Origin of the sequence: Sphingobium xenophagum (assembly GCF_002288285.1) — a bacterium.
GTDB lineage: Bacteria > Pseudomonadota > Alphaproteobacteria > Sphingomonadales > Sphingomonadaceae > Sphingobium > Sphingobium xenophagum.
Genome location: NZ_CP022745.1, coordinates 2207823 through 2234112, shown reverse-complemented (window position 1 = coordinate 2234112; position 26290 = coordinate 2207823). Strand labels below are relative to the sequence as shown.

Annotated in this window: 26 protein-coding genes and 2 pseudogenes; 13 read left to right on the top strand and 15 right to left on the bottom strand. The window is 63.8% G+C overall.

Going from position 1 to position 26290, the window contains the following annotated elements; translation table 11 throughout:
* Window positions 1-2: 2 nt before the first annotated feature.
* Window positions 3-419 (top strand): DUF2147 domain-containing protein, encoded by a 417-nt coding sequence (locus CJD35_RS11025; RefSeq protein ID WP_017182060.1) that lies wholly within the window; start codon window positions 3-5, stop codon window positions 417-419.
* 129 nt (window positions 420-548) lie between these two features.
* On the opposite strand, the pseudogene CJD35_RS11020 reads toward CJD35_RS11025, so the two are convergent.
* The 6 genes and pseudogenes from CJD35_RS11020 to CJD35_RS10995 form a co-directional block, all read right to left on the bottom strand.
* Window positions 549-1237 (bottom strand): annotated as a pseudogene (locus CJD35_RS11020) (aspartate/glutamate racemase family protein).
* 116 nt (window positions 1238-1353) lie between these two features.
* A complete protein-coding gene (locus tag CJD35_RS11015) occupies window positions 1354-2775 on the bottom strand; it encodes an NAD(P)(+) transhydrogenase (Re/Si-specific) subunit beta (RefSeq protein WP_017182058.1) in 1422 nt (473 codons plus the stop codon).
* Window positions 2775-3059: a proton-translocating transhydrogenase family protein gene (locus CJD35_RS11010; RefSeq protein WP_006950157.1), complete on the bottom strand. Its 285-nt coding sequence runs from the start codon at window positions 3057-3059 to the stop codon at window positions 2775-2777. The genes CJD35_RS11015 and CJD35_RS11010 overlap by 1 nt, the downstream gene beginning before the upstream one ends.
* Before the next feature lies 1 nt (window position 3060).
* Complete coding sequence (locus tag CJD35_RS11005; protein WP_017182057.1) at window positions 3061-3423, bottom strand: endonuclease domain-containing protein; 363 nt, start codon at window positions 3421-3423, stop codon at window positions 3061-3063.
* Between the two features lie 136 nt (window positions 3424-3559).
* Window positions 3560-4684 (bottom strand): NAD(P) transhydrogenase subunit alpha, encoded by a 1125-nt coding sequence (locus CJD35_RS11000; RefSeq protein WP_017182056.1) that lies wholly within the window; start codon window positions 4682-4684, stop codon window positions 3560-3562.
* Between the two features lie 36 nt (window positions 4685-4720).
* Window positions 4721-4846 (bottom strand): aa3-type cytochrome c oxidase subunit IV, encoded by a 126-nt coding sequence (locus tag CJD35_RS10995; protein ID WP_017182055.1) that lies wholly within the window; start codon window positions 4844-4846, stop codon window positions 4721-4723.
* A gap of 153 nt (window positions 4847-4999) precedes the next feature.
* Between CJD35_RS10995 and CJD35_RS10990 the strand changes: the two genes are divergently transcribed.
* Both CJD35_RS10990 and CJD35_RS10985 read left to right on the top strand, forming a co-directional pair.
* Window positions 5000-6448: a sigma-54-dependent transcriptional regulator gene (locus tag CJD35_RS10990; RefSeq protein ID WP_017182054.1), complete on the top strand. Its 1449-nt coding sequence runs from the start codon at window positions 5000-5002 to the stop codon at window positions 6446-6448.
* Window positions 6449-6521: 73 nt separating this feature from the next.
* Window positions 6522-7157 carry a hypothetical protein gene (locus CJD35_RS10985; protein ID WP_017182053.1) on the top strand — a complete coding sequence of 212 codons (636 nt, stop codon included), beginning with the start codon at window positions 6522-6524 and terminating at the stop codon, window positions 7155-7157.
* Between the two features lie 14 nt (window positions 7158-7171).
* Here the strand turns inward: CJD35_RS10985 and folP are convergent, their stop codons facing one another.
* Window positions 7172-8293: a dihydropteroate synthase gene (gene folP, locus CJD35_RS10980; RefSeq protein WP_017182052.1), complete on the bottom strand. Its 1122-nt coding sequence runs from the start codon at window positions 8291-8293 to the stop codon at window positions 7172-7174.
* Between the two features lie 141 nt (window positions 8294-8434).
* Window positions 8435-9565 carry a site-specific DNA-methyltransferase gene (locus CJD35_RS10975; protein ID WP_017182051.1) on the bottom strand — a complete coding sequence of 377 codons (1131 nt, stop codon included), beginning with the start codon at window positions 9563-9565 and terminating at the stop codon, window positions 8435-8437.
* 287 nt (window positions 9566-9852) lie between these two features.
* Here CJD35_RS10975 and CJD35_RS10970 point away from each other — a divergent pair, with 287 nt between their 5' ends.
* The 6 genes from CJD35_RS10970 to CJD35_RS10945 all read left to right on the top strand — a co-directional run bounded on the left by CJD35_RS10970 (window position 9853) and on the right by CJD35_RS10945 (window position 13615).
* A complete protein-coding gene (locus tag CJD35_RS10970; protein ID WP_017182050.1) occupies window positions 9853-10182 on the top strand; it encodes an ArsR/SmtB family transcription factor in 330 nt (109 codons plus the stop codon).
* A gap of 56 nt (window positions 10183-10238) precedes the next feature.
* Window positions 10239-10568, top strand: coding sequence for a hypothetical protein (locus CJD35_RS10965; RefSeq protein ID WP_017182049.1), 330 nt, complete (start codon window positions 10239-10241; stop codon window positions 10566-10568).
* On the top strand, window positions 10565-10798 hold the full coding sequence (locus CJD35_RS10960; protein WP_017182048.1) for a hypothetical protein: 234 nt from the start codon (window positions 10565-10567) through the stop codon (window positions 10796-10798). The genes CJD35_RS10965 and CJD35_RS10960 overlap by 4 nt, the downstream gene beginning before the upstream one ends.
* A gap of 111 nt (window positions 10799-10909) precedes the next feature.
* A complete protein-coding gene (locus CJD35_RS10955) occupies window positions 10910-11842 on the top strand; it encodes a DUF808 domain-containing protein (protein ID WP_017182047.1) in 933 nt (310 codons plus the stop codon).
* An 8-nt stretch (window positions 11843-11850) separates the two neighbouring features.
* Complete coding sequence (locus tag CJD35_RS10950) at window positions 11851-13209, top strand: MATE family efflux transporter (protein ID WP_017182046.1); 1359 nt, start codon at window positions 11851-11853, stop codon at window positions 13207-13209.
* A gap of 85 nt (window positions 13210-13294) precedes the next feature.
* On the top strand, window positions 13295-13615 hold the full coding sequence (locus CJD35_RS10945; RefSeq protein WP_017182045.1) for a hypothetical protein: 321 nt from the start codon (window positions 13295-13297) through the stop codon (window positions 13613-13615).
* 111 nt (window positions 13616-13726) lie between these two features.
* Here the strand turns inward: CJD35_RS10945 and CJD35_RS10940 are convergent, their stop codons facing one another.
* The 4 genes from CJD35_RS10940 to CJD35_RS10925 form a co-directional block, all read right to left on the bottom strand.
* Window positions 13727-14497, bottom strand: coding sequence for an ABC transporter permease (locus CJD35_RS10940; protein ID WP_017182044.1), 771 nt, complete (start codon window positions 14495-14497; stop codon window positions 13727-13729).
* The gene (locus CJD35_RS10935; protein ID WP_017182043.1) at window positions 14494-15426 is read right to left on the bottom strand and encodes an ABC transporter ATP-binding protein; all 933 of its coding nucleotides are present in this window, start codon (window positions 15424-15426) and stop codon (window positions 14494-14496) included. Before CJD35_RS10935 ends, CJD35_RS10940 begins: the two co-directional genes overlap by 4 nt.
* Before the next feature lie 73 nt (window positions 15427-15499).
* Window positions 15500-16129, bottom strand: a complete 630-nt coding sequence (locus CJD35_RS10930) for a class I SAM-dependent methyltransferase (protein WP_017182042.1) — start codon at window positions 16127-16129, stop codon at window positions 15500-15502.
* A 117-nt stretch (window positions 16130-16246) separates the two neighbouring features.
* Entirely contained in the window at window positions 16247-17149 is a 903-nt protein-coding gene (locus CJD35_RS10925) for a LysR family transcriptional regulator (RefSeq protein WP_026002206.1), read from the bottom strand.
* Between the two features lie 108 nt (window positions 17150-17257).
* Here CJD35_RS10925 and CJD35_RS10920 point away from each other — a divergent pair, with 108 nt between their 5' ends.
* Window positions 17258-18754 (top strand): CoA-acylating methylmalonate-semialdehyde dehydrogenase, encoded by a 1497-nt coding sequence (locus tag CJD35_RS10920; RefSeq protein ID WP_017182040.1) that lies wholly within the window; start codon window positions 17258-17260, stop codon window positions 18752-18754.
* An 81-nt stretch (window positions 18755-18835) separates the two neighbouring features.
* Here the strand turns inward: CJD35_RS10920 and CJD35_RS10915 are convergent, their stop codons facing one another.
* Entirely contained in the window at window positions 18836-19147 is a 312-nt protein-coding gene (locus tag CJD35_RS10915; RefSeq protein WP_174703644.1) for a GIY-YIG nuclease family protein, read from the bottom strand.
* 67 nt (window positions 19148-19214) lie between these two features.
* On the opposite strand from CJD35_RS10915, the gene CJD35_RS10910 reads away from it, so the two are divergent.
* The 3 genes from CJD35_RS10910 (at window position 19215) to mmsB (ending at window position 22632) form a co-directional block, all read left to right on the top strand.
* Window positions 19215-20360: an acyl-CoA dehydrogenase family protein gene (locus tag CJD35_RS10910; protein ID WP_017182038.1), complete on the top strand. Its 1146-nt coding sequence runs from the start codon at window positions 19215-19217 to the stop codon at window positions 20358-20360.
* A 174-nt stretch (window positions 20361-20534) separates the two neighbouring features.
* Window positions 20535-21593, top strand: coding sequence for an enoyl-CoA hydratase/isomerase family protein (locus CJD35_RS10905; protein ID WP_017182037.1), 1059 nt, complete (start codon window positions 20535-20537; stop codon window positions 21591-21593).
* Between the two features lie 154 nt (window positions 21594-21747).
* Window positions 21748-22632 carry a 3-hydroxyisobutyrate dehydrogenase gene (mmsB, locus tag CJD35_RS10900; RefSeq protein ID WP_017182036.1) on the top strand — a complete coding sequence of 295 codons (885 nt, stop codon included), beginning with the start codon at window positions 21748-21750 and terminating at the stop codon, window positions 22630-22632.
* 45 nt (window positions 22633-22677) lie between these two features.
* Here the strand turns inward: mmsB and CJD35_RS10895 are convergent.
* Both CJD35_RS10895 and CJD35_RS10890 read right to left on the bottom strand, forming a co-directional pair.
* Window positions 22678-23900: pseudogene (locus CJD35_RS10895) on the bottom strand (dipeptidase).
* Window positions 23900-26275 (bottom strand): TonB-dependent receptor, encoded by a 2376-nt coding sequence (locus CJD35_RS10890; protein ID WP_095687028.1) that lies wholly within the window; start codon window positions 26273-26275, stop codon window positions 23900-23902. The pseudogene CJD35_RS10895 and the gene CJD35_RS10890 overlap by 1 nt, the downstream one beginning before the upstream one ends.
* Window positions 26276-26290: the final 15 nt, after the last annotated feature.

Here is a 26290-nt window from a genome sequence, read left to right as displayed (position 1 = left end):
GCATGAAAGCTGCCACCATCGCCCTTGCCGCCCTGACCACGGCCATCACCCTGCCCGCTTATGCCGCGCAGCCCGTCATAGGTCGCTGGGCCACGGTCGAGGCCAAAGCCATCGTCCACATCGCCCAGTGCGGCAAAAGCCTCTGCGGCAAAATCGAAAAAATCCTAAAACCCACGCCGGGCCGCCCGAATACCGATGTCGAAAATGCCGACCCGGCGCTGCGCTCCCGCCCGCTGGTGGGCCTGCCCCTGCTGACCGGCTTTGGCGACGCCGGCAGTCATTGGAAAGGCACGATCTACGACCCGGAAAGCGGCAAAAGCTACACGTCCAAAATCAGCCGCAACGCCGATGGCACCCTGAAAGTCCAGGGCTGCATCGCCTTCTTCTGCAAGACGCAGACATGGACGGCGGTTCGCTAAGGCAGTGCCGGCGCGCCTCCCTGGCAACAGGGAGCGCCTTGCCCCACCCTCATGTCCAGGTCTTTACCGATCCCGACGCAGCGATGATCTGACTGTTGGAGGATGGCAGCCTGACTGAAGGCTGTCCCTCTAGCCCAGGATGAACTCGACCCCGGCCATGGCATGGATCGACGTGCAGTCGTAGATCGGTAGCACATTGGCCTTTACGTCGACGATCAGTTCCAGCTCGGTGCAGGCCAGCACCACCGCCTGCACATCCTGCTTGGCGATGTCGGTCATTTCCGACTTCATATAGCGTTCGGATTCGCGGCTGATCTTGCCGACAGTCAGCTCGTCATAGACGATGCGGTCGATCCGGTCGGCCAGTTCCATGTCGGGGGCAGCAGCGACACGCCATGCGCAACCAGCCGCTGGCGGTAGAATTTCTCGGTCATCACGTTGCGCGTACCGATCAGCGCGGCTTTTTCGACGCCGTCGGCCTGCATCTTCTTGCCGACGCGCTCGGCGATATGCAGGATGGGCACATGCACCGCGCCCTGCACCCGGTCATAGACGCGGTGCATCGAATTGGCGCAGATCAGCAGCGCGCCCGCGCCTGCCGTCTCCAGCCGCCGCGCCGCCGCGATCAGCACGTCCGCCGCGCTGTCCCATTCCTCATCGCTGGTGCAGGCCGCAACGGTCGCAAAGTCCAGGCTCTCGATCAGCAGCGGCGCGCTATGCTGCCCGCCACGCGCACGATGCACCGCCTGGTTGATGATCTCATAATAGCGGGCGGTTGACGTCCAGCTAAGACCGCCGATCAGGCCAAGTTTGTGCATTGTCACCCCTATCCCGTCATCCCGGCGAAAACCGGGATCTCAATTCTCTTCTGCCTGATAGCGAAAGAAAAGAGAGATTCCAGCCTTCGCTGGAATGACGGGAAATAAGGTCGCTATCAGTGCGCCAGCCCCTTGACGATTTCCTCGACCATTTTCTTGGCGTCGGCGAGCAGCATCATGGTGTTGTCCATGTAGAAGACTTCATTGTCGACGCCGGCATAGCCAGCCCCGCCCATGGATCGCTTGACGAACAGCACCGACTTGGCGTTGGCGACGTCCAGAATGGGCATGCCGTAGATGGGCGACGATTTGTCGGTCTTGGCCGCCGGGTTGGTGACGTCGTTCGCGCCGATGACGAAGGCGACGTCGGCCTGGGCGAACTCGCTGTTGATGTCCTCCAGTTCGAATACCTCGTCATAGGAGACATTCGCTTCGGCCAGCAGCACGTTCATATGGCCCGGCATACGGCCCGCGACGGGGTGGATCGCATATTTGACCTTCACCCCTTCGGCCTTCAGCAGGTCGCCCATCTCGCGCAGCGCATGCTGCGCCTGGCTCACCGCCATGCCGTATCCCGGCACGATGATGACGCTGTCGGCCTGCTTCATCAGGAACGCGGCGTCCTCGGCCGATCCACGCTTGTAGGCGCGGTCGATCACTGGCCCGCCTGCGCCCGCCGGTCCCGCATCGGCGCCAAAGCCGCCCGCGATGACGCTGATGAAGCTGCGGTTCATCGCCTTGCACATGATGTAGGACAGGATCGCACCCGAAGAGCCCACCAGCGCGCCGGTGATGATCATCGCACTGTTGCCCAGCGTAAAGCCCATCGCCGCGGCGGCCCAGCCCGAATAGCTGTTGAGCATCGACACAACGACCGGCATGTCTGCCCCGCCGATCGGGATGATCAGCAGGAAACCGATGATGAAGCTCAGCGCCGTCACCGTCCAGAATATCCACGAGCTCTGGTCGGTCACGAAATAGCCGATCAGCCCCAGGATCGCGGCCAGCGTGCCAAGGTTGATGAGGTGGCGGGCGGGCAGCATGATCGGCTTGCCCGACATATTGCCGTTGAGCTTGAGGAAGGCGATGACCGAGCCGGAGAAGGTGATCGCGCCGATCGCCACGCCCAGCCCCATTTCGATGCGGCTGGCATTGTGGATTTCGCCGGTCACTACGTCCAAAATCCCGAAGGCACCGGGATTGAGGAAGGCGGCCGCGCCGACCAGGACGGCGGCCATGCCGACGAGGCTGTGGAACGCCGCCACCAGCTGCGGCATGTCCGTCATCGCGATCCGCCGCGCGATGATGAAGCCGATGCCGCCGCCGATGACGATGGCACCGATGATTTCGGGCAGGCTCACCACATCATGGGTGTAGAGTGTGGTGGCGACCGCAATCGCCATGCCGATCATGCCCATGCGATTGCCACGACGGCTCGTCGCCGGGCTGGACAGCCCGCGCAGCGCCAGGATGAACAGGACGCCCGCGGCCAGATAGGCCAGGCTCACGCCCCATGGGATCTGTGCGATCTCATGCATCACTTGCGCTCCTTCTTCTTGTACATCGCCAGCATCCGCTCGGTGACCGCAAAGCCGCCGAAGATGTTGACCGATGCAAAGACGACCGCCAGCAGGCCCAGATATTTGGCCGCAGCGCTCCCCGCCTCCGCCGACGCGACCAGCGCGCCCACGATGATGACCGACGAAATGGCGTTGGTAACCGCCATCAACGGCGTATGGAGCGCCGGCGTCACCGACCACACCACATAATAGCCGACAAAACATGCCAGCACGAAAACCGACAGGATGGAAATAAAGTCCATTCTAGTCCTCCCCTATCCTCTCTTGCGCCATCGCGACTACCCCGGCGACAGCTGTGTCAAGATCGTTCAAAATTGCGATGGCCGGTATGCGAAGGACTGTCAGTCCTTTTGCCGCAAACCAGCTATCACGCTGTTTATCCTTTACCGGCGCATCGCCCCGGCCATGTGCCTCGCCATCTACCTCGACCACCAGCCGCGCTTCGTGACAATAAAAATCAGCGACATAGGGACCAGAGGGGTGCTGGCGGCGAAACTTGAAACCTTCAGGACGTCCGCGAAGCCCCTGCCATAGCTTCACTTCGGGCAAGGACATGGCCTTGCGAAGCTGCCGTGCCTTGTTCACCTGCCCTTGCAGCACCCTCATCCTCCCCTGCAAGGGGAGGTGGCTGGCGCAGCCAGACGGAGGGGTGTCACGCTATCGAGAGGGTGACACCCCTCCACCACCAGCAAGCTGGCGGTCCCCCTCCCCTTGCAGGGGAGGACAGGGACCAAATCCGCCATCAACTGGCCAACAATCGCTCGTTCACGACCTTGCCGCCCTGCGTCAGGCGGATGGCGTTGCCGATTTCCTCGTCCAGCACCGGCGCGCCCTTGTCCTTGTCCCAGAAGGCAGACAGAAAGTTGAACAGGTTGCGCGAGAACAGGGCCGAGGCATCGGTGGCCAGCCGCGAAGGCACGTTGCGATGGCCCACAATCTTGACGCCGTGGCGCATCACCACTTCACCCGCCACTGCGCCCTCGACATTGCCGCCCTGCTCGACCGCCAGATCGACGATCACGCTGCCCGGCTTCATCGACGCGATCTGCGCGTCGCTGATCAGGCGCGGCGCGGGGCGGCCCGGAATGAGTGCGGTGGTGATGACGATGTCCTGCTTGGCAATGTGCGAGGATATGAGCTCGGCCTGGGCCGCCTTATATTCATCCGACATTTCCGTCGCATAGCCGCCGGACCCTTCGCCCTCGATGCCCGCGACCTTCTCCACGAAGATCGCCTTGGCGCCCAGCGATTCGATCTGTTCCCTGGTCGCGGCCCGCACGTCGGTCGCGCTCACCTGCGCGCCCAGGCGGCGCGCGGTGGCGATCGCCTGAAGGCCCGCCACGCCCACGCCCATGATGAAGGCGCGCGCGGCAGACACCGTGCCCGCCGCCGTCATCATCATCGGAAAGGCCTTGCCATATTCGCTGGCGGCATCCAGCACCGCCTTATAGCCCGACAGGTTCGACTGGGACGACAATATGTCCATCGACTGCGCGCGGGTGATGCGCGGCATGAATTCCATCGCCAGCGCTTCATAGCCCGCCGCCGCATAGGCATCGACCCGCGCCCGCTCGCCAAAGGGGTTGAGCCCCGCCACGATCCAGGCACCCGTACCGGCGCCGGCAATGCTGGTCACGTCCGGCCCCTGCACGCCCAGCACAATGTCCGCGCCCGCCACCGTCGCGGCCCGATCCCCAACGCTTGCCCCGGCAGCGGCATAGTCCGCATCGGCCACAGACGCCGTCACGCCAGCCCCTGCCTCCACCGCAACCTGCGCGCCAAGACCAATAAATTTCTTCACCGTCTCCGGTGTCGCCGCAACGCGCTGCTCGCCCGATGCTTGCTCCTTCAGTACCGCTATCTTCATTATTATGGCATCCCCTCCTGTTCGTGCGTGATCGGCCTAGCTGGAGATCAGCAGCACCACGAGCGCGGCCACCGCGATCGATGCGATCGTGCCCCACTTCATCACGCCGACAAATCCGGCATAGGTTTCGGTCGCTTTCTTAATATTTCCGTCAGACGCCATGTCCGGTCCCCTTCTGTGGCGGTTGTGGCGAACCTCTTATCCTGTCCCGCGCACCCCCTCAACCCGCACGGGCACAAGAAAATCTTTCGCGGTTAAGGCCGCCTTTACCCCCCGTCCTTACCATAGGTCACCTGTTTCTATTGAGGGGTATAGATGGCGCGCGACGGCATACCGATGCTGATGCTGATCGACGACGAACCGGCGCAAAGACGGCTGGTTTCGGCGCTGGCCGCGCGTGCCGGATGGCGGACGATCTTTGCGGGCGACGGCGAAACCGCAATAGCCACATTGGGCACCCAGGACGGGATGCAGCTAGATGCAATCATTCTTGACCAGTGGAGCCCCGACTATGAACCCGCGGGTCTGATCCGCGAGATTCGCGAACGTCGCCCTGCCTTGCCCATCCTGATTCTCACCGCCCACAATAATGTCGCCGTTGCCGTAGAGGCGATGCGCGCGGGGGCGACCGATTATCTGTCGAAGCCGATCGCGCCCGAACGGCTGCTCGCGGCGCTCAACGCGACGATCAGCGAAGGCGCGTCCCATGGCGAGCTGCGCCCGCTCACCGAAAAGATCACCGCCCCCCTCTCTTTCGAGGATGTGGTCGGCTCCGCCCCGCAATTCCGCGCCGCGCTCGCCATCGCGGCCAAGGCGGCGCGCGCCCGCGTGCCGGTCCTCATCGAGGGCGAAAGCGGCGTCGGCAAGGATGTGATCGCGCGCGCCATCCATGCGGCATCCCCCCGCCACAAACAGGCGATGGTCACGGTCAATTGCGGCGCGATTCCGGCCAATCTGGTCGAATCCGAACTGTTCGGCCATGAACGCGGCGCCTTTACCGGCGCGTTCGACCGCCATGTCGGCAAATTCGCCAGCGCCGACACCGGCACCATCTTTCTGGATGAAGTCAGCGAAATGCCGCTCGACGCACAGGTCAAGCTGTTGCGGGTGCTGCAGGATGGCGAAATGCAGCCGATCGGCGCGCGCCGCCCGATCCATGTCGACGTCCGCGTCATCGCCGCCACCAATAAGCGCCTGATCGAGGAAATAGAGGCCGGTCGCTTCCGCGAGGATCTCTATTACCGCCTGAACGTCGTTCAGTTGACCATCCCGCCGCTGCGCGAACGGATGGGGGATATTCCCGCGCTCTGCCGCCATCTGCTCGCGCGAATCGCGACCCAGCCGGGTCTGCGCAGCCTGGGCCTGACCGACGATGCGCTGGCGCTGCTGATGCAGCATGGCTGGCCGGGCAATGTCCGCCAGTTGCAGAACGCGCTCTTCCGCGCCGCCGTCCTGTGCGATGGCGACGCGCTGACGCCGCAGGATTTTCCGCAGATCGCGGCCCAGATCAGGACCGGCGAGCCGATCGACCGCCTCACCATCCGCCCGCGCGCCGCCAGCCAGCCGCACCGCGACGGCGCAGGCATCACCCTGTTCGAAGGCGATGGCCATGTGCGCCAGCTCGCCGAGATCGAAGCCGACGTCATTCGCCTCGCCATCGGTCATTATCGCGGCCGCATGACCGAAGTGGCCCGTCGCCTGGGCATCGGGCGATCGACCCTCTACCGCAAGCTTGCCGAACTGGGCATCGACAGCGCGGCGTAAACCGACGCGCCATCGCCTGCTCCCCATCGCTCGACCGTTGTATTCTCATGCTGCCTATGCTTTGGATCGGCGCATGAAACACGCCGCCCTCACCGCCTGCCTGCCCATCCTGCTCCTCGCCGCCTGCGGCCGCACCGAACCGGTGGCCGACATGCCAAGCCAGGAGGAGCTGGCCGCCGCCGCCAATGCCGCCGCTGCCAGCGCGCTGGCCAGCCAACAGGCCGCTGAAGAGGCGGAGCCGCGCAATTACGTCAATCTGGAACGCGGCTTTTCGATCAGCTTCCCTGAAGGCTGGACGAAAAATGCGGAGGGCAGCACCGCCGACGGCGCAATCTATGAAGATAAGGGTGCGGGCGCGGACGTGCGCGTATTCTGGCAAAAGAATGACAATGACGAAACGCTCAAGCAGATCGTCGAAGCGGTCAGCAGCGGGGCCGAAGGCGTCGATGGCGATTATATCGGCGAAAATGAATATCGCGGCACCGCCAATGACGGCGAAGGCAATAATGTCGCGGTCCGCCTGCTCAAGCAGCCCAACGGTTCGATCGTGACCGCCACCTTCGTCTATCCCGAAATGCTGAGCGAACAATATCTGCCGATCGTCGACAAGACGCTGGACAGCATGCGCATCTTCCCGCCCAAGGACGAAGCGGAAGCGGCTCCAGCGGAAGCGGGCAACAGCGCCGGAGCGAAGCCGACCGCGCCTTAAACCCCACCTGTGACTTAAATCGCGCTCAACCCCGCGTCGGCCAGCCCGCGCCACAGGTGCAGCGCCTGCACGCTTTCGCGCACATCATGCACCCGCACCATCTGCGCGCCCTGCTCCGCCGCGCGGAACGCCAGCGCGATCGAACCGCCCAGCCGGTCGGACGCCGGCGCTTCGTTCGACAGCGCGCCGATCAGCCGCTTGCGACTGCCCGCGAACAGCACGGGCACGCCCAGCCCCTGGAAGGTCGCAAGGCGGTTGACCAGCGCCAGATTGTCCGCCAGCCCCTTGCCAAAGCCCAGCCCCGGATCGACCATGATCCTGTCGCGGGCAATCCCGGCGGCTAGTGCGGCCGCGACGCGCGCCTCCAGATGGTCGAACACATCCGCCACCACATCGCCATAGCCGTCAGGATTGTCGTGCGGATCATCGCCTGCCGACGGTGCGTGCATCAGGATGACGGGACAGCCCGCCGCCACGACCACCTCCATCGCGCGCGGATCATGTTGCAGGGCGCTCACATCATTGACGATCTTCGCGCCAGCGCCCAGCGCCGCCTCCATCACGGCCGCCTTGCGCGTGTCGATCGATACCGGCACGCCAGACGCTGCCAGCCGTTCGATGACGGGCACCACACGGGCGATCTCGTCGCCCTCCCATAATTTTTCCGCGCGCGGCCGGGTGGATTCCCCACCCACATCGACCAGCGCCGCCCCCGCCGCCGCCATGGCAAAGCCCGCGTCCGCCGCTGCCTGCGGGTCGCCGACATGCTTGCCGCCATCGGAAAAACTGTCGGGCGTGATGTTCAATATCGCCATCACCTGCGGCCCGTCGAAACGGATGGTCCGCTCCCCCAGCACCAGCGGGGCGCGCTGCGCCGAGATATTGGCGGCCAGCATCCGCGCCCGCTGCGCCAGCGGTTCGGGCAGGGCCGCGATGGCATCGCCAAACGCCGCGACCGGAACAGTGACCCGCGCCACCCGCTCCCGACCACGCAGGGCGGTCAGTTCATAACCCTGGAACCACAGCAACCCATTGCCCATCCGCGCCGCCGCGCCATCGGGCAGGCCAAAGGGCGACGGCACGAACCAGACCGGGCGCAGGTACAGCCGGGCATCGGCGGGAATGGTGGGCAGCATCAACTATCCTTCTGACAGGTCCGGCGGCCTGCCCTTAACGCAATCCCGTGCTCCTGCGAAGGCAGGAGCCCAGTTCCGACCCTTCAGGGTAGAACTGTCGGCAGGACTGGGCTCCCGCCTGCGCGGGAGCACCCCATCATCTTAAGGCTCGTTCGCCAGCAAATAGGTCTGCCGCAGCGTGTCGATCGGCTGCAACTTGCCCTCAACCTCCACATGCCAGAAGGTCCAGCCATTGCAGCTCGGCGCGCCCTGCAAGGTCGCGCCCATCTTGTGGATCGACCCTGTGTCGCTGCCCACGCTCAGCGACCCGTCGGCCCTGACCACGGCGGTCCAGCGACGCTTGACGTCGCTCAGCGTCGTGCCGGGGCTCAGATAGCCGGTCTCGACCAGCGTACCGAACGCCACCTTGGGCTGCTGCCGCGCGGTCTGCATGATGGTGAGCGATGATTCATCGAGCGGCAGTGCCGCCTCGATCCGCTCCAGCGCGACCTCGATATAGCTCTCCTCGCGCTCGATGCCGATCCATTTGCGCCCCAGCCGCTTGGCCACGGCGCCCGTGGTTCCCGTGCCGAAAAAGGGATCGAGCACCACATCGCCCGGCTTGGTGCAGGACAGCATCACCCGGTAGAGCAGCGATTCCGGCTTCTGCGTCGGGTGCGCCTTGGTCCCGTTGCGCTTCAGCCGCTCCTGTCCGCCACAGATCGGCAGTACCCAGTCGGACCGCATCTGCAATTCATCGTTCAGCGTTTTCATCGCTTTGTAATTGAACGTATATTTGGCGTCCTCGCCCTGGCTGGCCCAGATCAGCGTCTCATGCGCATTGGTAAAGCGCGTGCCCTTGAAATTGGGCATCGGGTTGGCCTTGCGCCAGATGATGTCGTTCAGGATCCAGAACCCCTCATCCTGCAACGCCGTGCCGACGCGGAAGATATTATGATAGCTGCCGATCACCCAGATCGTGCCGTTGGGCTTCAATATGCGCCGTGCCTGGGCCAGCCATGCCTTGGTGAAACGGTCATAGGCACCCAGCGTATCGAACTTGTCCCAGTCATTATCGACCGCGTCCACCCGCCCGCCTTCGGGCCGGAACAGATCGCCACCCAGTTGGAGGTTATAGGGCGGATCGGCAAAGATCATGTCGATGCAGCCATCGGGCAGCTTGGCCATTTCGGCGATGCAGTCGCCGCGCAGCAGGCGATCCGCCTCGATCGTGACTGGTGCGAGCGCAACCGCCTTTTTCCGCCGCGGCGCGACCCGTTCCATGACACCCATAATGCAACCCCCGTTCGTACTGAGGCCCAGCGATGAGTCCTCGGCAGACTCCCGTCAAGATCAGCGACTTAGCGTTAACCTTTCTAAAAATGGTTAACATGGGTCGGAACGAAGCGGGTAGCCACTATATGTTGAGTCGCAGCGGACGAATCGGACTCAATATCGGCCAGTGTGACTCAAAAGACTCAACCGATCGCCTGCCAGACTTTTTTTGGTTAACGCGTGCGGCATGGGCAAAAATGCCCTCCCGCTTGACCAATTCATAACCTTATGGTTATGCCGCGCTGATGACAAACAGCGCCAATACCCCCGCCACCATCGACGCCCAGTTCAAGGCTCTGTCGGACGGTACCCGCCGCGCTCTGCTGGAATATCTGGTGCGCGAAGGCGAACAGAGTGTCCACGCCCTGACCGCCATTTCCGGCGTATCCCAGCCGATGGTGTCGCGCCACATGGCCAAGCTCAAGCGCGCCGCGCTCGTGACCGCCCGCCGCACGGGCCGCGAAACCTGGTATAGCGCCAGGGCAAAGGGGCTGGCCCCGGTGGTGCAATGGATGGCCGTCTATGGTGCGCTCTGGTCGCAACGCTTCACCGCGCTCGACGGACTAGGCGAATAATTGCGCTGGCGTCATGACGGCGCGGAACGCAGGCTGACAAGGCGCGTTGCCCCGTCATGGAACACCGCCCCCTCATCGAACGCCTGGCCCGCCATCTCGCCACCACGCCGGACGACTGGCCCGCCCATGTCGAGGATGCCGCCAGCATATTGGCGATCCTGAAACAGCCCGACGACGCCATGCGCGCGGCCGGGGACGCAGGCATGTGGGAAAGCATGATCGATGCGGCGCTGCGCGAACGCTGGACGGTCACCCAGCCAGCCGCCGACGATCAGCCCCCCGCCGGCGCCGACGAGGAAGGCGAGTTCCGCCTGCCCCCCGATGCGGTCGGTGGCAACCGGGCCGACTGGGTCCATCTGCAAGAACCAAAGGAGAGCGCGCCATGAAGGGTCTGCTCAAACTCGCCATCGTCACCGGGCTTGGCGCATTTGCCGTAAAGGGATGGCGCGACTGGATGGGCACGGCGCAGCCGCTTGACGATCGCGGGCCGGTGGGTTCGTCGGGCGTCGTCCGCGACGCCGGGCCGCAAGGGGAAACGGCAGCGCGCGACTGGGACATGGTCGACGAACAGTCGGACGAATCCTTCCCCGCCAGCGACCCGCCGGGCAACTATTGAAAAAGCTGAAATACTGCCGCTCGCCCTTGCTTGCCCCTGCCCCGCCTGCCTCCTATTGAGGCGGCATGACGGGCGGTCGATGCACCGGCCCAAACAGGGGAATCACTGTCTATGCCTTCGGGTCTGATTGCGCTGCTCGATGATGTGGCGGGCATTGTTAAGCTGACCGCGACCTCGCTGGACGATGTCGCCGCCGCCGCGGGCAAGGCGGGCACCAAGGCCGCGGGCGTGGTGATCGACGATACCGCCGTCACCCCGCGCTATGTCATGGGCCTCACCCCCGACCGCGAACTGCCGATCATCTGGAAAATCGCCAAGGGATCGCTGCGTAACAAGCTGCTCTTCCTGCTGCCCGCTGCGCTGCTGATCAGCGCGGTCGCGCCCTGGCTGCTGCCCCCTCTCCTCATGCTGGGCGGCGCATTCCTGTGCTATGAAGCGGCGGAAAAGCTGCTGGAGGCCGTGCAGGGCGGCCATGATGTCGCCAAGGAAGCGCTGGAAACCCTCAACTCGACCGAACTTGAAAACCAGAAAGTGTCGGGCGCGATCCGCACTGACTTCATCCTGTCGGGCGAGATCATGGCCATTTCGCTCGGCACCGTCGCATCCGAACCGATCTGGGAACAGGCGCTCATCCTCGTCGTCGTCGCCATCCTGATTACCGCGGGCGTCTATGGCGTTGTCGGCTTCATCGTGAAGATGGACGATATCGGCCTCCATCTGGCCACCCGCGCCTCCGCCATGTCCCGTGCGATCGGGCGCGGCCTGGTCAAGGCGATGCCGGTCCTGATGCGCATATTGGCGGTCGTGGGCACCGCCGCGATGCTGTGGGTCGGCGGCGGCCTGATCGTCCATGGCCTGCACGAATTCCACTGGGATGCGATCCCCGGCACGATTCACCACGCAGCGCAGGCCGCCGCCAGCGCCCTGCCCACTGTCGGCCCGCTGGTCGACTGGACCGTGAACGCGATTGGCGGCGCGATTGTCGGGCTGATCGTCGGCGGCATCATCGTCGCCGCGCTGCATTTCATCCCTCGGAAGCACTAAAGCCCCCCATGTCCTCCCCCTGGCGTATCGAAGCCGCCGCGCTTGTCGCCCTCGCGCTGCCGATGATCGCGGGCAATATCGCCTGGTCGGCGATTGCCGCGACGGATCTGTTGCTGCTGGGCCGCCTGGGGGCGGAGGCTGTCGCGGCGGGCGCGCTCGCCATCAACCTGTTTCATGCGCTGCTGCTGTTCGGCATGGGGCTGGTCACTGCCGCATCGCCATTGATCGCCAGCGAACGGGGCCGCCGCCGCCATTCGGTGCGCGACGTGCGCCGCACCGTTCATCAAACGCTGCGCGCCGCCACGCTGTTCGTCATCCCCGCCTGGGCGATATTGTGGCAGAGCGAGGCGATCCTGCTCGCCATGGGGCAGGACGCGGATCTTGCCCATGGCGCGGGCCGGCTGATGCGCGGCCTGCAATGGGCGCTGCTGCCTTTTCTGGGCTTTACCACGCTGCGCACCTTCATCGCCGCGCTGGAGCGCCCGGTCTGGGGTCTGCTGATCATGTTGGCCGCCATCCCGTTCAATATCCTGGCGGGCTGGGCGCTGATCTTCGGTCATCTGGGCTTTCCCCCGCTCGGCCTGTTCGGCGCCGGGCTGGCCAGCACCGCCTCCTCCTGCTTCCTCTTCTTCGGCTTGCTCGCGGTCATCCTGATCGACCGCCGCTTTCGCCGCTACTGGCTGGTCGGCCGCTTCTGGACCCGCGACCGCGAACGCCACCGGCAGGTCTGGGCGCTGGGCCTGCCCATTGCCATTACGCTGGGTTTTGAAACCACCGTGTTCAATGCATCGGCCCTGCTCATGGGCCTGATCGACCGCGATTCGCTCGCCGCCCATGCCGTCGCGATCCAGATCGCGGCGCTGGTGTTCATGGTCCCCATGGGCATCGGCCAGGCAGCGACGATCCGCGTCGGCCTTGCCTATGGCCGCCACGATCGCGCGGGCGTGGGCCGGGCGGGCTGGCTCGCCCTCTTCCTTGGCACCGGCTTTGCCTGCTGCGCCGCGCTTGCCCTCATCCTCATACCGCGCACGCTCGTCTCGGCCTTTCTCGACCTGCACGATCCCGCCAATGCCCGCACTGTCCAGCTCGCTGTCAGCTTCCTCGCAGTCGCCGCATTATTCCAACTGGTCGACGCAGCGCAGGCGGTGGGCGCTGGCGTGTTGCGCGGGGTGCAGGACACCAGAGTGCCGATGATCTTCGCGATGATCGGCTATTGGCTCGTCGGCATTGGCGTTGGCGCTATCCTTGCCTTTCCGCTGCGGATGGCTGGGCTGGGCATATGGCTGGGCCTGGCCGCAGGCCTGGGGTCCGTCGCCATCCTGCTAGTCACGCGCTGGAGCCTGCGCGAGCGGCTAGGGCTGGTGTAACGCCGACAGGATTGCGTTGCAGGACAATGGTGCAGCGCACAAAGCAATTGATCGAATCGGACAAATCGGTCAGATATGCGTCATTATGCAAGCCCCGACCGAGATTTTCGAAGCGATCGCGCTCCAGAAGTGCCTGCTGGTGACCTACAACAAGATGGTCGTCACCCTGGCCCCGCACATCCTCTACACGCGCCATGATGAAATGTTCATCGACGCCGTGACCGTGGACCGCGACGGCAGGCCGCCGCGCGAACTCAAACTCGGCACCTTCAAGCTGGTGGGTCTGTCCGACATCAAGGTACTGGACGAACCGTTTGAGGCGATGCACGGCCTCTACGACCAGAATGACGACAAATATCGGGGCGTTACCCTGTTCGCCGTCGCACCGGAGAGCGCCGCCGCCTGATTGGCGGGCCTGCTCACTACACACCGTTCGTTTCGAGCGAAGTCGAGAAACATTGCACGCAGGTTTCTCGACTTCGCTCGAAACGAACGGGTAGGGGTGTTCCCCTCCCCCTCACTTCTTCAACCGATAGCCAGTCCTGAACATCCAGCCGATGATCCCCAGGCAGATGGCCAGCATCCCCGCGACGAAGATCAGGCTGAACTCGATGCCCACATCGCCCTTGCCAAAGAAGGTCCAGCGGAACCCTGAGATCAGATAGACAATCGGGTTGAACAGGGTGATGGTGCGCCACGGCTCGGCCAGCATCTGCACGGAATAAAAGGCGCCCCCCAGAAACGTCATCGGCATGATCAGCAGCATCGGGATCACCTGCAACTGCTCGAAACTCTGCGCCCATATGCCCAATATGAAGCCGAACAGGCAGAAGCTGACGGCGATCAGGATCATGAAGCCCACCATCGCCAACGGGTGCGCCACCGGCACGTCGACAAACAGATGGGCCGTCAGGAAGATGATGGTGCCGATGATCAGCGACTTGGTCGCCGCGGCCCCCACATAGGCGATGATCGTCTCGGTCGCGGATACGGGCGCGGACAGCAATTCATAGATGGTGCCGGTGAATTTGGGCATGTAGATGCCGAAACTGGCGTTGAAGATGCTTTCGGTGAACATCGCCATCATGATCAGGCCGGGCACTATGAAGGCGGCATAGGGAATGCCGTCCACCTCCGTCATCCGCGACCCGATCGCCCCGCCGAACACCACGAAATAGAGCGTCGTCGTGATCACCGGCACCAGCAGGCCGGTCAGCAGCGTCCGGCGGAAACGGTGCAGCTCGAATTTGTAGATGGCGGCAATGGCGCGCAGGTTGGACAGGCTCATGCCGCTTTCTCCTGATGCACCAACGCCACGAATATATCCTCCAGGCTGCTCTGCGCCGTGTTCAGATCCTTGTACCCGATGCCCAGGTCGCCCAGCCGCCGCAGCAGCGACGACACGCCGGTCCGCTCCGCCTGCGTATCGAAAATATATTCGATCTCCTGCCCGTCGCCTTTCAGCGTCACCTGCCACTCCGCCAGTTCGGCCGGCACCGCGTCCAGCCGCTCGGCCAGCACGACGGTCAGCGTTTTCTTGCCCAGCTTCTTCATCAGCGCGGTCTTGTCCTCGACCAGCATCAACTCGCCCCGGTTGATCACCCCCACCCGGTCGGCCATTTCCTCTGCCTCCTCGATATAATGGGTGGTCAGGATGATGGTGACGCCGGTTTCGCGCAACTGGCCGATCAGCTTCCACATGTCGCGGCGCAACTCCACGTCCACGCCAGCGGTCGGCTCGTCCAGAAACAGCACGCGCGGCTCATGGCTCAGCGCCTTGGCGATCATCACACGGCGCTTCATGCCGCCCGACAGTTCCAATATCTTGGCGTTGCGCTTGTCCCACAGCGAAAGGTCGCGCAATATTTTCTCGACATGGGCCGGATTGCGCGGCTTGCCGAACAAACCCCGGCTGAACGTCACCGTGTCGATCACCCGTTCGAACTGGTCGGTGGACAATTCCTGCGGCACCAGCCCGATGGCCGCGCGCGCGCCGCGATAATCGCGCACGATGTCATGCCCGGCCACCTTCACGCTGCCGCTGCTCGCCCGCGCAATGCCGCAGATGATGGAGATCATCGTCGTCTTGCCCGCGCCGTTCGGCCCCAGCAACGCGAAAATCTCGCCTTCCTCGATGGTCAGGTCGACGCCGTTGAGCGCCTTGAAGCCCGACGCATAGGATTTGGTCAGACCTTCAATTTCAATGATGGATGCCATGGGTGGCTTTGCCCCTTTTGCGTTGCGGCAAAGATAGGAAGCCGATTGCCAAACGCAACCTATCTACCACCCTCTATGCGTCGCGGCGCGTGAACCGGAATACCGTTGCGGGCGGAAAGTTGCGTACCGTCTGTCCCGCGCGCTCGACATTCAGGTCCAGCGCGTCGATCACGTCGCGGCTCACCGGCGGGCGCATCGAATAGGTAAATTGCACGAAACTGCCGCCCGGCTGCAACATGCGGAAGGATTCGGACAAAATATCATAATGCACGTGCCGGTCCATCGCCAGCAACGGCAGGCCGCTCACCACCGTCTGATAGGTGCCCGGCTCTCCCGCTGCCGCCGTCGACACGATCTGCGCGGGGGTTTCCAGCACCGAAACATTGGGAAAATGCCGCCGCAACCCGCGCGCGAAGGCCGGGTTGATCTCTACCACCTCCAGCTTTTCGGGCGGCAGGCCGGTCCCCAATATCGCGCGCGTGAACACCCCCGTGCCCCCGCCCAGCTCCAGCACCCGGCCATCGGTCGGGTCGATCTGCGCCACCATCAAGCGCGCCAGATAGCGGCTGCTCGGCACGACCGAAGCGGTCTGGCGCGGCTTTTGCACCCAGGCCGCCAGAAAATCGAGATATTCGGTGGCGCGGGCGCGAAACTCCGCGCGCGGCAACGCGATTGCCCGGCTCCGCTTGGGCTTATGCTGCATGGGCGAAATGCGACCGCTCTCTATCCATCCCGACTCCCTTAACGAGCCAGAGCCGCCCCGTCGATTGGCTTTATGAGCGATTTCCGTCCGGGGGTGTCACCCGCCGGGCGGGAGCCTTCAGCCCAGCGAATGTCCAGCGCGATGGCCGGACAATGTGTCGATACGCTCCTGCAGCCATTGCGCCACCGCCGCGATCCGCGCCAGCTTGCGCAGGTCGCCATGCATGACCAGCCAGAAACTGCGGACGATCTCCACCTGATCGGGCATCAACTGCACCAGCGCAGGGTCGCGCCGCCCGATAAAGTCGGGCAAAACGCCGATCCCCGCCCCTTCGGCGATCATCCGCTGCTGCATGATGATGCTGGTCGATCGCAATGTCGCCTCCAGCCCCGCCTCCACCTCGTCCAGATAATCCAGTTCGGGCGAGAAGATGAATTCGGGCACATAGCCGATCAGCGTATGGTCCCGCAGCTGCGCCGCCCGGCCCGGACGCCCCGCCCGCGCCAGATAATCGGGCGATGCATAGAGGTGCAGCCGATAATCCCCCAGCCGCCGTACCAGCAACCGCCCGCGCTGCGGCCGCGCCAGCATCACCGCCATGTCCGCCTCGCGCTTGGACGGATTGAGAAAGCCCGACGCGGTGATCAGGTCCAGCCTTATGCCCGGATGCCGCCGGTTGAAATCGCCCATGCCCGGCGCCAGCACCCAGGTACCGAACCCTTCCGCCACCGACAGCCGCACCTGCCCCGCCAGCCGATGCTCCTGCCCCTGCGCATCCTCCATCGCCGCCAGCGCCGCGCTTTCCGCCGCTTCGGCGTGGCCGAGCAATTCCTGCCCCCGCGCCGTCAGCGTCCGTTCGCCAACGCCAAGCTCGAACAGTTCGGCACCCAGCGCCTTTTCCAGCCGCGCCAGCCGCCGTGCGATGGTCGTCGCGTCGATCCCCAGCGAACGCGCTGCCGGGGCGACCTTGCGCGCCCGCGCCACCGCTAGAAATACGCGCAGATCATCCCAATCGAACATTGCCGCCACCGCCTGCATATTTGCAGCGCGGCTATGCAAGACTTCCCCATTGCTTGCAATAACGCAACCAGACTAGAAGGCCGCCATTAACCGAGAGGATGCCTCCCCATGCGTGAGATTTCGCACAAGCTCGCCTTCGCCCACGATACACAGCCCACGCGCTACAGCGACGTGTTCGATCCCAATAATGGCGGGGTTCAGGCCCGCGTCGCGCTGGGCGACGCTGCACTGCTCGACCTTGCCGTCGCGGCCGCCAAGAAGGCGCAGCCCGCCTGGGCCGCCGTCAACCCGCAGCGCCGCGCCCGCGTCATGTTCAATTTCAAGGCGCTGGTCGAAGCCAATATGGACGAACTGGCGCATCTGCTCAGCTCCGAACATGGCAAGGTGATCGCGGATTCGAAGGGCGACATTCAGCGCGGTCTGGAAGTCATCGAATTCTGCTGCGGCATCCCCCATGTGCTGAAGGGCGAATATACCCAGGGCGCCGGGCCGGGCATCGACGTCTACAGCTTCCGCCAGCCGATCGGCATCGGCGCTGGCATCACCCCGTTCAACTTCCCCGGCATGATCCCGCTGTGGATGTCGGGCGTCGCGATCGCGACCGGCAATGCCTTCATCCTCAAGCCCTCCGAACGCGATCCGTCGGTGCCCGTCCGCCTGGCCGAACTCTTCCTGGAAGCGGGCCTGCCCGAAGGCATTTTGCAGGTCGTTCAGGGCGACAAGGAAATGGTCGACGCCATCCTCGACCATCCGGACATCAAGGGCGTCAGCTTCGTCGGCTCATCCGACATCGCCCATTATGTCTATAATCGCGGCGTCGCCGCCGGAAAGCGCGTCCAGGCGATGGGCGGCGCGAAGAATCATGGCATCGTCATGCCCGACGCTGATCTCGATCAGGTCGTCAACGACCTGTCGGGCGCTGCCTTCGGCTCGGCTGGCGAACGCTGCATGGCGCTCCCCGTGGTCGTCCCGGTGGGTGAAAAGACCGCGATTGCGCTCCGCGAAAAGCTGATCCCGGCGATCGAGGCGCTGCGCGTCGGCGTCTCGACCGATGCCGAAGCCCATTATGGCCCGGTCGTCACCGCCGCGCACAAGCAGAAGATCGAAAACTGGATTCAGACCGGCGTCGATGAAGGCGCGGAACTGGTGATCGACGGGCGCGGCTTCAAGCTTCAGGGGCATGAGGACGGCTTCTTCGTCGGCCCCACCCTGTTCGACCATGTCACCACGGACATGAGCGCGTACAAGGAAGAGATTTTCGGCCCCGTGCTGCAAATGGTGCGCGCCGAAAGCTTCGAGGAAGCGGTCTCGCTCCCCAGCAAGCATCAATATGGCAACGGCGTCGCCCTCTTCACCCGCAACGGCCACGCCGCCCGCGAATTCGCCGCCCGCGTCGATGTCGGCATGGTCGGCATCAACGTGCCGATCCCGGTCCCGGTCGCCTATCACACCTTCGGCGGCTGGAAACGCTCGGCCTTTGGCGACACCAACCAGCACGGCATGGAAGGCGTGAAGTTCTGGACCAAGGTGAAAACCGTCACCCAGCGCTGGCCCGACGGCGGCGCATCGGCCGACAGCGCCTTCGTCATCCCGACGATGGGGTAAGGGTTTGGGGGGAGCGGATCACCCGATCCGCTCCCCCCGCCTCTTGCCGTCATGCCGGACTTGATCCGGCATCCATTCATCCTACCCTCGCTCCAGTGGCGGAAAGCCGAGCATGATAGCCCGATCCTCCCAGAAGGGATTGTCCTTCTCGATAAGAGCGACTTTCCAGTCCCGCCGCCACTTCTTGAGCTTCTTTTCAAGCGCAATGGCGGTAGGAAAGTCTGGCTGATGCTCGAACCAGACCAGGCGACGGACCCCATGGCGGCTGGTAAAACCAGCGACTATGCCGGTGCGATGTTGATGGACCCGCTCGACCAGATGACCCGTTACACCGATATACAATGTGCCATGACGACCACTGGCGAGAATATAGACACATGGCTGGTTCGACATGATTGCACAGGAAGCGCCAAATGGATGCCGGATCAAGTCCGGCATGACGGCAATTTAGGGTAAGGCAATGACCAATCAGTTCGACCTGACCGACGACCAGCGCGAAATCCAGGATCTCGCCCGCCGCTTCACCGCCGACGCGATCACGCCTCATGCGGCGGAGTGGGACGAGAAGCATATCTTCCCGCGCGACACGATCCGCGCGGCGGCGGAACTGGGCTTTGGCGGCATCTATGTCTCCGAAGCGTCCGGGGGCATTGGCCTTGGCCGGCTCGAATCCGCGCTGATCATGGAAGCCATGGCCTATGGCTGCCCCTCGACCAGCGCGTTTATCTCGATCCACAATATGGCCGCCTGGATGATCGACACATTTGGCGGGCAGGCGGTCAAGGACGCCTATCTTCCCGATCTCATCCCCATGAACCGCATGGCAAGCTACTGCCTGACAGAGGCAGGCGCGGGGTCCGACGCCGCCAGCCTCAAGACCAAGGCGGTGCGCGATGGCGACCATTATGTCGTCACCGGGTCCAAGCAATTCATCTCCGGCGGCGGCGAAAATGAAGTCTATGTCGTCATGGTCCGTACAGGTCAGGATGGGCCGAAAGGCATTAGCTGCCTTGTCATCGACAAGGATATGCCCGGCGTCAGTTTCGGCGCGCAGGAACGCAAGCTTGGCTGGCACAGCCAACCCACAGCGCAGGTGAATTTCGATGGCGTCCGCGTCCCCGTCGCCAATCTTGTGGGCAGCGAGGGTCAGGGCTTCGCCATCGCCATGGCGGGGCTGGACGGCGGTCGCCTCAACATCGGCGCCTGTTCGCTGGGCGGCGCGCAGCGTTGCATCGACGAAGCTGTCCAATATACCAAGGACCGCAAGCAGTTCGGCCAATCCATCGCGGATTTCCAGAATACCCAATTCACCCTGGCCGACATGCAGACCGAGCTGGAGGCCGCCCGCACCCTGCTCTACGCCGCTGCTGTCAAGGTGAGCGAAAACGCGCCCGACAAGACCCGCTTTGCCGCCATGGCCAAGCGCTTCGCCACCGACACCGGATCGTCGGTAGTCGACCGCGCGCTGCAACTGCATGGCGGCTACGGCTATCTGATGGATTATCCCATCGAACGCTTCTGGCGCGACCTGCGCGTCCATTCCATCCTGGAAGGCACCAACCAGGTCATGCGCATGATCGTCGCGCGGGATATGTTGCGGGATTAACCCCCCTCTCCCCGTGGGGGAGAGGGTTGCGAAGGCTTGGCAGCGTGCTGCCTAGCCGTAGCTGGGAGAGGGGGACAGGGCCAACGCGGCGCACCCCCTCTCCAACTTCGCCTAGGCGCGTGCCGCGCCAAGGCTTCGTATCCTCTCCCCGCCGGGGAGAGGCAGGAGAGAGACATGACCGACCAAGTCCTGACCTTCATCGAAAACAATATCGGCCGCATTCGCCTCAACCGCCCGAAGGCGATCCACGCGCTGACGCCCGATATGTGCGACGCGATCAACACCGCCTTGCTGGCCTGGCGCACCGATGACAGCGTCACCGCGGTGATGATCGATCATACCGAAGGCCGGGGTTTCTGCGCGGGCGGCGACATCGCCCTTATCGCCAACAGCGCGAAGGCCGACTGCGTGGAGGCTGAACGCTTCTTCCATCTCGAATATCGCATGAACCATCTGCTGTTCGTCTATGAAAAGCCGATCGTGGCCTTCATCGATGGCATCGTCATGGGCGGCGGCGTGGGCATCTCCCTCCCCGCCCGCTACCGCGTCGCGACCGAACGGACGACCTTCGCCATGCCCGAAACCGGCATCGGCCTGTTCCCCGACGTCGGCGGCGGCTGGTATCTGCCCCGCCTGCCCGGCCGGGTCGGCGCATGGCTGGCTGCCACCGGCGCGCGGATCGACGGGGCCGATTGCGCCGCCATCGGCATCGCCACCCATTATATGCCGTCCGACACGCTCGACGATGTGAAGGCGCGCATCCTGGCCGATCCCGCCAGCCTGACCGCCATTCTGGATGCTGCCGCGCAGACCCCGCCGCCATCCAAGCTCGACGCTGCCCGTCCCGACATCGACCGCCTCTTCGCCTCGAACAAGGCGGAGGAGATCGTCGCCGCGCTCGACGCCGACGGTGGCGAATGGGCCGCGAAACAACGCGCCACCCTCGCCACCAAATCCCCCCAGACGATCAAGGTCGCGCTGCGCCAGTTGATCGAGGGCGCGGCCCAGCCCGATTTCGCCGCCAATATGGCGATGGAATATGGCCTGGCCTGTGCGATCATCCGCCGCCCCGATTTTGTCGAAGGCGTGCGCGCGCTGATCTTTGACAAGGACAACAAGCCGCAATGGAACCCGGCAACGCTGGAGCAGGTGAGCGACGCGATGATCGACGCGATTTTCACGCCCCTGCCCGCCGACCGGCAATGGACGCCGCTGCCCGACGTCGCGACCTGAAGGGGGGTAAGCTGTCCTACATGGCAGACGCCCGTTATGATCCCGGCGCGCCTTGCCTGCCCAGTACCGGCCGCTTTCCGATAGGATCAGGGCCACGCAAGAATATGTCCGATTTACCGGGAAATATGCGAAGTTAAGCAGGAGAAATGCCATCATGACCCAGACGATCGCCTTCATCGGCCTTGGCAATATGGGCGGCGGCATGGCCGCCAATCTGATCAAGAACGGCTATGCCGTCCGCGCCTTCGACCTGTCGGAAGATGCGCTGGCCAAGGCGGAAGCCCATGGCGCGATCCGCGCCAGCAGCGCCGCCGATGCCGCCACCGGCGCTGACGCCGTCGTCACCATGCTGCCTGCGGGCAAGCATGTCGAAAGCGTCTATGCCGGTGAAGTCTATGGCGCGGCCAATCCGGGCGCCCTGTTCCTCGACTGCTCGACCATCGACGTCGCGACCGCCCGCCGCGTTATCGATGCAGCGACCGATCGCGGCTTCGACATGGTCGACGCCCCTGTTTCCGGCGGCATCGCGGCGGCCAATGGCGGCACGCTGACCTTCATGGTCGGCGGCACCGATGCCGCCTTTGCCAAGGCCAAGCCCATCCTCTCCGCCATGGGCAAGGCAGTCATCCATGCGGGCGGCGCAGGCAATGGCCAGGCGGCGAAAATCTGCAACAACATGCTGCTGGGCGCCACCATGGTCGCGACCTGCGAAACCTTCGCCATGGCCAGGAAACTGGGCCTCGATCCCCAGACCTTCTACGACATCAGCAGCGTCTCGTCGGGCCAGAGCTGGTCGATGACCAGCTATTGCCCCGTCCCCGGCGTCGGCCCGCAAAGCCCGTCCGACAATGGCTATCAGGGCGGCTTCGCCGTCGGCCTGATGCTCAAGGATCTGAAGCTCGCCACCGAAGCCGCCGCGCTGGTCGGCGCGTCGGTGCCGATGGGCAATGCCGCCGAAGCCCTCTATCAGTTGCTCGCCAATCGGGGCGAAGCAGGCCGCGACTTCTCGCTGATGATCGAAATGCTGGAGGGGAAATAAGCTTATCCGTCATCCCGGCGAACGCCGGGATGACGGGGGCAGTATCTACTTCCCCTTCTTGGCCTCCGCCGCTGCCAGCACGCGCAGCACATTGCCCGACCAGATTTTCTGGACGTCCGCCTCGCTATAGCCCGCCTTCAGCAGCGCGTCGGTGATCCTGGGCAGGTCGACCACATCCTCCATCCCGACCACGCCACCGCCGCCGTCCCAGTCCGCGCCGATCCCGACATGGTCCGGCCCCACGACCTTCAGCGCGTGCAGCATATGCGCCATGAAATCGTCGAAGGTCGCCCGGTCGGTCTCCGGATAGAGCCGATCGATCTCCTGCCGCCTGGCCAGCAGTTCGGCGCGTTTCTCGGCCGTTATCGCCCCCCCTCGCGCAGCGACGCGAACAGCGCACCCATCGCCTTCTGCCGCTCCGGGTTGGGTTTGGATGCTTTCAGATAGCTTCCATAGGCGTTCATCTGAATGACGCCGCCCTTCGCCGCCAGCGCCTTGAGATGATCATCGTCAATATTGCGCGGATGGTCATAAATCGCCTTGCACCCCGAATGGGTGAGCAGCACCGGCGTGGTCGATAGCGCCAGCAGATCGTCCAGTACCTGGTCTGAGCTATGCGACGCATCGGGCACCACGCCCAGCCGGTTCATCTCCTTGAGCAATTCCTTGCCCAGCGGACTAAGCCCGCCATAACGCGGCTTTTTCGACGGGTCGGTCGAACTGTCGGCAAACTGGTTATGCGCGAAATGGGCAAAGCCCACCACCCGCACGCCCATGTCGTAAAATGTCTGGAGCAGCGACACATCCTCGCCCAGCGGATAGGCGTTTTCGATCGACATATAGACGACCCGCTTGCCCGCCGCCGCGATCGGCGCTGCGTCCTTGGCTTCCAGCGCCAGCGCAAAATTGGCCGGGTCCGCCGCCACCATCTGGCGGATCGACACGCCCCGCAGGATCGCAAAATCGCGCGCCTTGTGGAAACCCTCGACCGTCAGCGGTCCCTGGCTCGTATAGATCGCCCAGAAACCGCCATCCAGCCCGCCCTTCTTCATGCGCGGCAGATCGACCTGGGTATAATCCAGATGAACATCATGCTCCTCTTCGATCGACCAACCCGGCAGGTCCAGAGAGGCAGGCGTGTCCATATGACTGTCGAGCGTCAGTAATTTCTGGTGCAATTGCTGCACCTTCTTGGGCACCGCCTGCGCCGACGCCGGACCTGCAAGCAGCGCCGCCAGCGCTGCCCCCATCACCAAAGTCCTCCGCATCAGATTTCACCCGAAATGGTCAGCTGGAACGTGCGCGGCGACAGCGGTCGGAAGAAGCCGTCGCCCGTCACCACCGGCGAAATATAGGATAGCGTATCCTTGTCGAACAGATTGTCGACATTGGCGCGCACCTTTATCCCCTTGACCGGACCGAAGCTGATGCCGTCGCCAATATCGACATAAGCGCTGAACACGGTGAACCCCGGCACGCTGGAACCGGGCGAGTTGGTGAAGGTCGACCAGCGCTTGGACGTATATTTGCCCGAAATATTGGCCACCAGCCAGCTCGCCGGCTCCACTGTCACGCCGCCGCTGACGATCCATTTGGCGCTGTCGGGGATATATTTGTCGGCGATCAGGATCGGCGTCGCCGCGGGCACGTCATCCTTGAACTTGGCATTGTTATAGGTGACGTTCAGATTGCCGTAGGCCAGCCCGTTCAGGAAGGACGGCTTATAGGTTCCGGCAAATTCCACGCCATAGGAACGGACCCGGCCGACATTCTGGAAGAAGGTTTCGGTCGCCAGCCCGCCGCCCGGTATCAGGCTGGTGATCGACTGGATGCGATTGTCAAATTTGGTGTAGAATGCCGCCAGCGACGCATAAAGCTGCCCCTGGTTGGTGCGGATGCCCAGTTCCATATTCTTGGATCGTTCGGGCGCAGGCTGCGGCACCAGCCCGCCGCCGGGGCGGATGACCGAATAGATGTCGTCCAGCCCCTTGGGCAGCGCCATATTTTCAGCGTAGGAGGCAAAGAGCTGCGTGCGCTCGTCAAATTTGTAGAGCAGCCCCGCCATCGGCAGGAAGAAATCGCTATAGTGCGCCGTATTGATCTGCGGACCATAGCCCGGCACGCCGACCCCGCCGACGACGCGATAAAAATCGTCAAATTCGCGATAGCCGTTATGGACATAGTCCAGGTTCAGCCCCTTGAAGCCGACATCGATGATGAAACGATCATCCGCCAGCTTGAGCGTATCCTTCAGGAAGATCTGAAGCGTATCGCGCTTGGTCCGATAATCGCGGCGCAGATAGACCAGTTCATCCAGATTGGGTGCGCCATCGGGCGCGCCGCCGACCGTATTATACCGTGCCTGCGTCCGGTGATATTTATCGACTTCGGCCCACACGCCCGCCTCGACCGTGTTGGCGCCCATCTCCCAATGCAGCTTGCTGGTAATGCCGTACCGGTCACCGCCCACGCCCGACAGGCCATATTGCACGCCCTTGGGCGCGACCACGGGCAGCCCCGCCTGCGCCTGCGGCGTGTAGCGGCCCAGCGAGTTGGCATAGCCGTCGGGCGACACGCCATAGCCGTCCTTATCCTCCCAATAGAGGGTGGATTCCGCCCAGACGCCCTCGGCAATCCCGGCATGGAAGGTCGCGCCATACAGCTTGTCCTTCCGCACGTTGATCGCCAGATTATAGACAGCGGTATAGGCGGCGTTCGAATAATAGACGCCGGGCGCGGTCGCCAATGGCGCAAAGCCGGGCGTTGTGTTGGGCACATTTTCGATCAGCGCAAAATTCCGGCCGCACTGGCCCAGCGCATTCCGGACCGTGCAATTATATTGCGCCCGGCTGATCGTGGGCGAGTCATAATCGAAAAAGTCGTTCGACACGAATTTGAACCGCGCCCAGCTGTCGCCGCCCAGGTCCGCGTGAATCTGCCCTTCCCAATGCTCGCGATCGACCGTGCCGGGACCGCGCCACAATTCCGTGTCCAGCTTGGTGCGGCTGACATAGGCCGTAAACGGCCCGACCCGCCCTGTGCTCGCGCGAATGAAGGTGCGGCGCAGATCCTGATCGCCAAAGCTTTGCGACACGAACAGGCCCATCTCTTCCTGTGGCGCGATGCTGTTATACTGGATGACCGGGCCCAGCGTCGAATAGCTGGGCAGGCTGACATCGCCCGCGCCGATCGCGGCTTCCACCACGCCCAGATTTTCATTGTCGACGTACCGGAATACCGGGCTGCCGCCAAAGGCGTCGCTGCGCCCGGTCGGAATACCATCGACCACAAAGCCGATCTGGTCGAGGTTGAAGGCGCGGGTCTGCACGCTGTTGCCAAATTCATACAGGCCCAGAGCGCCGTCGGTCTGGACGTTGAAACCGGGCAACTGCTCCAGCATTTTCAAGCCCGAAATGCCCGAAGGGGCCGACAGCAGCGCTTCCCGCGTGACCGCCACGACATTGCTGACCTTATCTTCGCCAATCGCTTCGGACGATTGCGAAATGCGGCGGCCAGTGACGGTGATGTTCATTTCGTCGTCGGCGGCCGGTTCCTGCGCGAAGGCCACCGGCGTCAGTGTGCCGGCCGCGCAGGCGAGCAGCAGCGCGCGAATGGACAGGCGGGCGGAAAATAGGTCGGACATGAAGAGGCTCCCTGC